The following is a 10,203-nucleotide window of genomic DNA, read 5'->3' on the forward strand; positions in this document are numbered from 1 at the left end:
ACAACTGAAATAAAAGATAGCTCATAACGGCATTTTTTGCTATGGTAAATCTTTAGCGATAAGCATTTTTTGCTACGCCCTTTTTCTTATTCTAACGACTACTGCTCCCATTATGACTACTAGCGCCATGCCCCAAATTAACCCTGAATATGTTCAGTGGTTCCGCAACTCTGCTCCATATATCAATACCCATCGTGGTAAAACTTTTGTGATTATGTTTGGCGGTGAAGCGGTCAATCACGTAAACTTTAGCACGCTTATTCATGACTTTGCCTTACTACATAGTTTAGGAATCAAGCTAGTACTGGTGCATGGAGCGCGACCGCAAATCGAAAAAAACTTAAAAGACATGGATATCGAGTCTCCACTGCATCAAGACATTCGGATTACGCCAAGAGTAGCAATGCCTGCTATTTTGCAAGCAGTAGGTGCTATCCGCTTACAGCTTGAGGCTCAGCTATCAATGGGGCTTGCCAACTCACCAATGTACGGCTCTCGCATTGATGCTATCTCAGGAAACTTTGTCACAGCGCGTCCTTACGGTATTCGTGATGGTGTCGACTATCAGATGACAGGTGAAGTGCGCTCTATCGATGTTGAAGCCATCAAAAACAACCTATTACACGATCATATCGTCATTTTAGGCTCTATGGGTTATTCAGCGACTGGCGAAGTTTTTAATCTACTGGCCGAAGATGTCGCGCTAAATACAGCGGTAGCTTTAGGTGCTGATAAATTAATATTCTTAGGTGAAGAAGCAGGCATCAATGATGATGACCGCCTATTGCGTGAAATGATTCCAAACGAAGTTGATCGCTTTTTACGTGATCGCGATTTAAACTGCGAAATCAATTATTTCTTAAATTGTGCGAGTTTGGCTTGCCGCCAAGGTGTCCATCGCACACATATCATCTCCTATGCCAAAAATGGTGCCTTATTAGAAGAACTATTCACTCGTGACGGCTCAGGCACCCTTATCAGCCATGATCCTTACGAAGAAATTCGCCGTGCCAATATTGATGACGTAGTAGGACTGATCGAGCTGTTATCTCCGCTAGAAAAGCAAGGTATTTTGGTCAGCCGCTCACGCGAACGTTTGGAACAAGACATTGAGCATTATAGTGTCATTAAGCGTGATGGTATGATTTTGGGCTGTGCAGCCCTTTATCAATTAGACAGTGATTCTGCAGAAGTTGCCTGTGTTGCCGTACACCCTGAATATCGGAACGGTAGCCGCGGTGCTGATTTGCTCGCATTTTTGGAGCAACAAGCCCGCAGCCATGGTCTACACAAGCTATTTGTATTGACCACTCGCACAGCACATTGGTTTGTTGAACAAGGCTTTGCCGAAGTTGAAGCATCTGCATTGCCCGAGTCTCGTCAAGAGCAGTATCATAACGGCCGAAATTCTAAAGTTTTCCAAAAAAACTTATAACAACAATGGTGATGGATGTTATTAAATAACATCCGAAAGCCCCAAACGCTAGCCATAAAAAAGCCCTCTTACTTTAGAGGGCTTTTCTTATTCAATATGATACTTAATCAGTATCAATACTTATTATTTTACTGACAACAACTCAACCGTAAATACTAACGTGCTGTTAGGCTCGATTCCTGCATTACCTGCTTCGCCATAAGCGATATCTGACGGGATGTAAAACTCATATTTACCGCCTTCTTTCATCAACTGTAGACCTTCTGTCCAGCCAGCGATGACTTGATTTAATGGGAATTCAATTGGCTCACCGCGCTCATAAGAGCTATCAAATACAGTACCATCGATCAACTTACCTTCGTAGTTTACTTCAACCACGTCAGTTGCTTTTGGTGATTTACCAGTACCTTCTGTTACTACCTTGTACTGCAGGCCAGAAGCCGTTTCTTTGACGCCTTCTTTTTTAGCATTTTCTGCTAAAAAAGCTGCACCTTTGGTTTTATTCTCTTCAGCTTTTGCTTCCATATCTTTGACAAATTTTTCTTCTTGCTCTTTTTGATACGTCGTCAATACTTCTTGCATTTGCTCTTGAGTCAATGCTGAGTCGTTACCTTCATAACCATCACGAAAGCCTTTTTCGAAAGTATCAAGATTTAGGTCACTGACAGCCTCTTTATTACCTTCAGCCATCATAAAACCTAAGCTATAGCCCACTTTTTCATCTGCTGAGCTTTGCTCAGTAATTGAAACGCTTTGAGCTGCAGTCTCTTGACTGCCATTATTTGTGCTACAGCCTGTTACTAACAACATAGCGCTAGCAAGTGCACCAACACTTAACGTAGTGATTTTTTTCATAAAATACTCTCAAATTGTAAAAATAGTGGCGAGATGTCACATTTTTCTATAATAGCAAAACTTAGTTTTAGTAACCATGTTTAGAATAAAATTATCGGGTGAATGTATAATCTATGTTAATATTCATTCACATAATAACAAGTTATCACACAAATATAGTAACAAGTTAAGCATTGTGTCTTTAAATCTACTGGTTCATCAGCTATGCTAAATTAGCTAAGATGATAAGCAATCAAGTATCTGCTTTATCAAAAAACATCTAGGTACCAGTAATAAAGCCATAAATATAAAGCAAACAGGTACTTTTTGATAAGGCTATTTACGCGAAAACCATAACATCATCGCATAGCTTACTTTGAAGAACACTATTTACTATAACCATCTATATATTGGCTCCGCTTAATAATAACGGTACTCATAGTATCGTTTGGCAGCTGTTATATGATGATTAAAGGAGGATAACATGAATCCAATGTACACATCTTTTAACGGCTATCTGGGTGGCCCTATCGGCTCCATTATCGGTGCTATTTTAATTTTTATTATTGGTTGGCTAGTTGCACTTGGCATCGCGGCTTTGGTACGCAACGTGCTCTCTAAAGTCAATCTTAACCAACGTATGAAGTCTTCAACGGGTAAGGCTTACGACCTAGAAGGTATTTTCTCCAAGGTTGTATTCTGGTTTATCTTTATTATCGCTATTTCAGGAGCGCTAAATCAACTAAACTTAAACTCCATTTCAACTCCATTTGCAAATATGGTAAATCAAGTCTTAGCATTTATTCCTAATTTGATTGGTGCTATTGCTGTTGGTCTTATTGGTTGGGTCGTGGCTACCGTTGCACGTACAGGTATCAATACTGTACTGTCTAAAACCTCAATGGATGAACGTTTAAGTGCTCAAGCTGGCGTTAAACCAATGAGCAGTACAATTGCTGACATAGTTTATTGGTTCATCTTACTAGTCGTTTTGACCATGGTGCTTGGTAAACTACAGCTTGATGGTTTATTTGCACCACTAACTAATATGGTTGATAAAATTTTCAGCTTTATACCTAATATTTTGATTGCAGCAGTTGTCTTTGTTGTTGGCTACATTATCGCTAAAGTAGTACGTGGTATCGTAACCAATCTAGTTGCTACTTTTGATATACAAGCAATTGCTTCAAAAGCAGGTTTAAGCGAAAAAAATAGCCTACCCAACATTGCTGGTTCATTAGCATTTTTAGTAATTATTATTCCAACGATTATTGCCGCATTAAATGCGCTAAAAATCGAAGTAATTGCTCGTCCTGCGACGAACATGCTGAACAAAATCATGGAAGCATTGCCAAACATCTTTATGGCAGCAGCTATCTTAATAGTGACTTTCTACGTCATTCGTATGGTCGCCAACATTATCAAAGGCCTGATCGAAAACACTGCAATCAACCAATTGCCTGCTAAAGTTGGTCTAGAAGAAGCCATGGGCGACAAACAAGTTTCTGACTTGGTTGGTTGGGCAATTATTTTCTTTGCTATGTTATTTGCCTCTATCGCAGCGGCCGATCTATTAGGTTTCGAACCTATCTCAGCCCTCATCACGATGTTTATCGCTTTTGGTGCCAACATTATCTTGGGCGCAGTTATTCTATTCATCGGCTTTTGGCTTGCCAATATTATTGCTAGTGTTGTTGAACGCTCTGAACAAGGTTCACAGTTCTTAGCAAACATCGTACGTGTACTGATCATGGGTCTAGTACTTGCCATGGGTCTAAAAGCGATGGGCATTGCTGACTCTATTGTTAACCTAGCATTTGGTCTAACATTAGGTGCTGTAGCTGTAGCCTTTGCTCTATCGTTTGGTCTTGGTGGTCAAGAAGCAGCAGCTCGCTTCTTGCGCAAAATGCAAGACAAAATGGATGAAGAACAAACTGAAGCAAAAGCGAAGTCTACACTTGAGCCTAGCGCATCAACTGAAGATAAAGTTGCTGAAGCAGTTCGTGACAACACACCAACCGCTACAAGCACACCAACTAATGACGTGCATACAGATGTAGTTGATACCACTTCTGTCAATACTGACGATATCAGCAATGATGGTAACGTGTTACTACCTGGTAGCGACGACAAATAAATAGCCTATTATTCTTAAGCCTTACATAAAAAAAGACAGCCTAGGCTGTCTTTTTTTATGGTGACTATGAAGTTGGACACAGTTACAAGTGTTTATTATTGAGAGAGTAGATTCTAAGGTATTGGATTTCTAATCATAAGTACCATGAGATACAGTCGCTTTCATGGTGATGAGTTGTTATGATGATATCCAAGTCATATCGCTTATGTGCAGACTCATAGACAGTGCATCATGCACAATGACGTTTGTAGTATAAAGCCCTAAAATTTATTTAACGACAATCATATAATAACAAGGATTGAACAATATGAAGCGCTTTAAAGAAAAGACCGTCATCATAACTGGAGCTGATTCAGATATTGGTCGTGCAACCGCACTTAGGTTTGCACAGGAAGGGGCTAACTGTATTATTGTTGGCATTAGTTCCGATATCCTAGAATATATCTATGAAGACCTGCCACAAGACCATACCTGGATTAATACAGGCAATCATCTTACTGTAACCAGTGATGTGAATGACCCGAGTCAGACAGCAAGATTGATAGAGCATGTACTCGATAAATACGAGCATATTGATGTGATGGTCAATATAGATACTGAAATTGGCATTCACCAGGCAGCTATTCCAGAGCTGATTAAAACTCAAGGTAATATTGTTAATGTCTCAACGCTGACTGATATCCCAGTAGATTGGGATATTGATACTTATAAAGCTGAACAGCGTAACTTGACTGATATTACAAAAAAACTGGCGTTAGAAAATATTCCAAATAACGTACGTATTAACGCAGTAGCAGCAGGCTTAGTCGCGACAGATAACAGCTCTAATCCTTTTGTTGCGCTCTCTCCATTAGGAAAAACCGCCACACCCTTTGATGTGACCGCCGCCGTTATGTTTTTGGCTAGTGAAGATGCTGCCGTTATCACTGGTATGAACCTACCTGTCGATGGCGGGGTTAGCACATTCAATAGCTAATAAGCTTTTGGATAGCACCAATACGTATCACTATCAATAAAAGCCCCCTAACATCATTATGTTAAGGGGCTTTTATTTATGTAGGAACAGCGCATTTAAATGGCTTATTTGGCTGAGTTATTGATGTCTTGTAGCGGCTGTGATAACCGTTCAGGATGTTTGGGTATTACACCCTGATACTGCTTATAAATTTTTGGCAGATCCGTTTCGATATCACCAGTAGGATGAACCAGTGTCATAAAACGTATTTCTTTAGTGTTGTAGTCCATAGCCACTGGTAAAATCGGTACGCCAGCACCTACTGCTAAATAATAAAAACCTGTCTTCCAACTTTCAGTATATTGACGTGTACCTTCTGGCGCTAACCCTAAAAACAAAGGTTCGCCTGTTTTAAACTTATCAATACTCGCTTGTAGCACCGAGCCTTTATTGCCACGATCAATCGGAATGACTCCCATCCAGCTCAATAGCTGAGCAAATAATGGCACTTTAAATAGAGTATGCTTACCCATAATGCTAATTTTTAAATCTAGGGCGAATAAGCTGGGTATCGCATAAACCCCATCAACATTTGACGTATGGGGTAAGACTAACACAACCGCTTGTGGAATATCTGGAATCTCACCAACTGTACGCCAACCTGACGCTTTTAACATTGCTGAAGCAATCATTGGGGCAACTTTATTACCACGTCTTGGCACGTGCTCACCCAGCTGTTTTTTGCTGAGCTTTGGCAAAATTTTAGAGCGTTCAGTCGCAGAAACTTTCTTTGCGCGATTAAAAAACTTTGATGTCATGACGGCACCACATAATAAAAGATGCCTATATCATAACATTAAGCTTATGCTGCTAAGTTGAGTTTTATAGCATTTTATGACTCAATAGCTGATTCATTTATGAGATATCAGCCAGATTTCCTTTATTCTCAAGCCAAGACTTACGGTCAGATGCACGTTTTTTGGCCAATAGCATATCCATAATACTACTGGTCAGCACCATGTCATCCATGTCTAGCTGAACCAAACGTCGAGTATCGCGGTTCATCGTTGTTTCACGTAATTGTTCTGCGCTCATTTCACCCAAGCCTTTAAATCGGGTGATTTGTGCCTTTTTATTACCCGGTACATTAGCCAAAATATGCGCAAGTTCAGGCTCATCTAACGCGTAATGAACCTCTTTACCGACATCCACACGGTATAATGGCGGCATCGCTACAAATAAATGACCCGCGTCAACCAATGCAGGAAAATGCTTCACAAATAACGCGCAAATCAATGTCGCGATATGCAAACCATCCGAGTCCGCATCCGCTAAGATACATATTTTGTCATAACGCAGCTCAGACAAATCATCGGAAGCAGGGTCCACCCCGATAGCAATGGCAATATCATGAATTTCTTGGCTCGACAGCACAGTATCTGACGACACTTCCCAGGTATTTAGAATCTTACCACGTAGTGGCAATATCGCCTGATAATGACGATCACGCGCTTGCTTAGCACTACCTCCTGCAGAATCCCCTTCAACTAAGAATAACTCTGCGCCATCACGCAAATCACCACGGCAGTCTGCTAGCTTACCCGGCAATGCTGGCCCCTGAGTAATTTTCTTACGGGCGACTTTTTTGGCAGACTTTAGGCGGCGACCTGCTTTATTGATCGCCAACTCAGCAATCTGCGTGCCCATGTTTGCGTTTTGATTTAACCATAGGCTAAACGCATCTTTCGCCAGCGTTTGCACGGCGCCAGCAGCCTCGCGGCTAGACAGACGCTCTTTGGTTTGTCCAGAAAACTGCGGCTCAGAGAACTTAAGAGATAAGATGTAATTAACCCCATCCCAGACGTCTTCTGCGGTTAGCTTCACACTACGCGGTAGTAAATTATGAATATCACAAAACTCACGCAATGCTTCTAAAATACCCGTGCGTAGGCCATTAACATGCGTACCACCTTGAGCTGTCGGAATAAGGTTTACATAGCTTTCTTGAATTGGCGTTCCACCATCAGGCAACCAAGATAATGCAAAGGTAATGGCAGCTCGTTCGCCAGCTTTCGCATCGTAATTATAATAGAACGGTGCTTCTGGCAGTGTTTCAAGACCGTCGAGTTGCTCATTTAAATATTCCACAACCCCATCGGTAAATTGCCAAACCACTTTTTCGTTATTAATCTCATCGACAAATTCAATCGTCAATCCAGCGGACAACACGGCTTTGGCCTTGAGATTATGTTTGAGCTGCTTAACATTAAATTTAGGCGTATCAAAAAAGCTACCATCCGCCCAAAAATGCACTTTGGTACCACGCTTACGCTTGTTCGAACTGACCGATTCAGTCAACGGCGTCACTGGTGCACCATTCTCAAACGCCATATCAAACTGTGTACTGTCACGCCATACGGTGACTTCCACACGCGTCGATAGCGCATTAACGACAGAAATACCTACGCCATGCAGACCGCCTGACACTTCATAATTAGAGGTAGAAAACTTACCACCCGCATGCAAACGTGTCAAAATCAGCTCAATGCCTGATTGATTAAACTCAGGATGGATATCCGTGGGCATACCGCGACCATCATCTTCGACGGACAACGACCCATCACTATATAGCTGAACTTTGATCGTCTTAGCATAACCCGCCAATGCTTCATCAACTGAGTTATCGATGACTTCTTGCGCCAAATGGTTGGGGCGCGTGGTATCAGTATACATACCTGGGCGACGACGTACTGGCTCAAGTCCCTCTAGGACTTCTAACGACTGCGCATTATATTGACTCACAAATGCATCCTTAACTGTTCATGTGCGTTTAATTCTATTAAACCATTATAACGAAAAATAGCGACAGTAACGTCAATACTCAGTCACTTACGTCATATAATGTCGTCTATTTAATTCTGTAGCAAATGCTGTAGCGTCTTGATGACCATAGGCAGCTGTTCGTTGAAATCACTAAATCTATGATCGCCACCCTCTTGCAAAGTGACCCTTACATCAGACCCTCTATAAAAATCTCTTGATAAATAAGGATTCAGCAGCTCATCTCCTTCTTTGATCAAGACAGCCATTTTATCAGGGTGATTAATCACTTCTAAAGGATGCGCGGCAAACCATTGCAAATCTGAGTGAGTAATATTCCAACCGCCCGCTGTGGTATGTAGAATTTCATTGTTTAACGCATCACCTTCGTTATCAGTATTTACTAACAATTCATTAGCAAAACGCTGCAACGTAATATGCGGCTGAGTACTGGGGTTTAATAATAACGCCGCACAGCCTGTATGATTGCTAACTAGCGTAGAAAAATAACCACCTAACGAGCTGCCTACCAGCACCGTTCTAGCTTCTCTATTTAATTCAGTTACCAATTTGACCAACTGCTCAAATACTTGCTCAGGAGCGCTGTTAAGATCAGGGCGATATACGCTGATATCAGAATGATACTGCTGGCAGTATTTTTCTAACAGCACACCTTTGGTAGAGTTCGCATCGCTATCCAGTCCATGAATATAAATAATGTTCACGTATAATCTCGCTTATTAATTTTGTTATGATTGCTTTATATAGATACTAAACACTCAGCATAGCATCCACTCCATAAAAACAGTAATAATAAAACGGCACACTATTAGTCAATATTTACGACATAATAAAGTTAAACAGTGGTTTTATGCAGGTCAAAGGAATGACGGTAGTCATTATGGAGGAGTCATGAATCAACAGTTTGAGCTGTTCGAGATTGCCAACCCATGTATTGGTCTTTGTCAAAGCAATAAAAAAGGCTATTGCTTTGGCTGCTTGCGCAGTCGTCCTGAACGTCAGCTATGGCATGATATGACCACAGAGCAGCGCCGTGAGGTACTGCGACTGGTCTCTGGACGTAAGCGGCGTATCGAGCAGATGAAACAACGTAAAAGTGAGCAATTGGGGTTCGAGTTTGAGGAAGAAATTGAGATGGGCGAGTTGTTTTAGAATGTTTATATTCATCTCTTAAAATTTAATGCTGTGCTATACATCTGTGGAGCATAGCGGAATAATTATTTTATAGTAATACCTTGCTAAAGCGCTACCTAAATTTGGCAAGATACCTTGAAAAAACCCAACCAGTAATTTCGGCACCTGTTTCAGGATCGTGCCACTCGATTAAAGTCCAATTTTTACGTTTTTCAATTATCAATACTGTAGAAGAAAAATATAAGCATCCAATTGGTTTTGATTTAGTTGATGCAGAGGTTCTTACATTCAAGATATCAACTGATACATATCTTAGTGAAAGTAATAACTGTCTGTCATCAATGACTGAGTTCGCATTAGCTTTTAACTCTTTTTCTAGAGCCCTTTTATCAGAATTTAAGTATGACTTGACGTTATGATCTACTATTGGATTTAGAAATGATGCAATCACGATGATTATTAACGGATATATAAAGCATATCAATATTCTCTGAGATAAGGGGTCTTTTTGTTTCCGTATTTCGTTAACTAAATTATTTATAGACTCTTCTAACGAGTTTGTTTTAGCTATTGATGAATCATAAAATATTTTATTTGATAATTCTTGAAGCGCTGTAGCAGTAATACGTTTATCATCTAGCGTAACCGTACCTTTGCTATCTATTTCTATGTTGGACTGTACTTCAAACGCAATCTCCCTCATTGATTTTAGAGATGCGCTATTAGCTACAGTATTCCGTATCTCTGCAAATGGATTAGATATCCGCATTAGAGATGCTCGTAAATCTCTAATAGGGTCTGACATTCGCTTCTACCATCGACTGATATGCCCATTTACCGACAGGTGCATCTGAGCTTTAGGAAATA

At 40.7% G+C, this 10,203-nt stretch carries 9 protein-coding genes; 4 read left to right on the forward strand and 5 right to left on the reverse strand.

The window, feature by feature from the left end:
- The first annotated feature begins 112 nt into the window (after positions 1 to 112).
- Entirely contained in the window at positions 113 to 1,435 is a 1,323-nt protein-coding gene (argA, locus tag ACT3SX_RS11510; protein ID WP_192520054.1) for an amino-acid N-acetyltransferase, read from the forward strand.
- A gap of 123 nt (positions 1,436 to 1,558) precedes the next feature.
- Here argA and ACT3SX_RS11515 read toward each other — a convergent pair whose 3' ends face one another.
- Positions 1,559 to 2,290 (reverse strand): FKBP-type peptidyl-prolyl cis-trans isomerase, encoded by a 732-nt coding sequence (locus ACT3SX_RS11515; protein WP_192520055.1) that lies wholly within the window; start codon positions 2,288 to 2,290, stop codon positions 1,559 to 1,561.
- A gap of 463 nt (positions 2,291 to 2,753) precedes the next feature.
- Here ACT3SX_RS11515 and ACT3SX_RS11520 point away from each other — a divergent pair, with 463 nt between their 5' ends.
- Both ACT3SX_RS11520 and ACT3SX_RS11525 read left to right on the forward strand, forming a co-directional pair.
- Positions 2,754 to 4,406, forward strand: a complete 1,653-nt coding sequence (locus tag ACT3SX_RS11520; RefSeq protein ID WP_192520056.1) for a mechanosensitive ion channel — start codon at positions 2,754 to 2,756, stop codon at positions 4,404 to 4,406.
- Between the two features lie 307 nt (positions 4,407 to 4,713).
- Positions 4,714 to 5,382 (forward strand): SDR family NAD(P)-dependent oxidoreductase, encoded by a 669-nt coding sequence (locus ACT3SX_RS11525; RefSeq protein ID WP_192520057.1) that lies wholly within the window; start codon positions 4,714 to 4,716, stop codon positions 5,380 to 5,382.
- Between the two features lie 104 nt (positions 5,383 to 5,486).
- On the opposite strand, the gene ACT3SX_RS11530 is transcribed toward ACT3SX_RS11525, so the two are convergent.
- The 3 genes from ACT3SX_RS11530 to ACT3SX_RS11540 form a co-directional block, all read right to left on the reverse strand.
- Positions 5,487 to 6,179, reverse strand: coding sequence for a lysophospholipid acyltransferase family protein (locus tag ACT3SX_RS11530; RefSeq protein ID WP_192520058.1), 693 nt, complete (start codon positions 6,177 to 6,179; stop codon positions 5,487 to 5,489).
- Between the two features lie 97 nt (positions 6,180 to 6,276).
- Positions 6,277 to 8,163 (reverse strand): DNA topoisomerase IV subunit B, encoded by a 1,887-nt coding sequence (parE, locus tag ACT3SX_RS11535; RefSeq protein ID WP_192520059.1) that lies wholly within the window; start codon positions 8,161 to 8,163, stop codon positions 6,277 to 6,279.
- Positions 8,164 to 8,273: 110 nt separating this feature from the next.
- Positions 8,274 to 8,906, reverse strand: a complete 633-nt coding sequence (locus ACT3SX_RS11540; protein ID WP_192520060.1) for a YqiA/YcfP family alpha/beta fold hydrolase — start codon at positions 8,904 to 8,906, stop codon at positions 8,274 to 8,276.
- A gap of 187 nt (positions 8,907 to 9,093) precedes the next feature.
- Between ACT3SX_RS11540 and ACT3SX_RS11545 the strand changes: the two genes are divergently transcribed.
- Positions 9,094 to 9,354 (forward strand): DUF1289 domain-containing protein, encoded by a 261-nt coding sequence (locus ACT3SX_RS11545; RefSeq protein ID WP_192520061.1) that lies wholly within the window; start codon positions 9,094 to 9,096, stop codon positions 9,352 to 9,354.
- A gap of 94 nt (positions 9,355 to 9,448) precedes the next feature.
- Here the strand turns inward: ACT3SX_RS11545 and ACT3SX_RS11550 are convergent, their stop codons facing one another.
- On the reverse strand, positions 9,449 to 10,141 hold the full coding sequence (locus ACT3SX_RS11550; protein ID WP_192520062.1) for an SH3 domain-containing protein: 693 nt from the start codon (positions 10,139 to 10,141) through the stop codon (positions 9,449 to 9,451).
- Between the last annotated feature and the right edge of the window lie 62 nt (positions 10,142 to 10,203).

It is taken from the genome of Psychrobacter sp. AOP31-B2-9, from assembly GCF_052378005.1.
Classification (GTDB): domain Bacteria; phylum Pseudomonadota; class Gammaproteobacteria; order Pseudomonadales; family Moraxellaceae; genus Psychrobacter.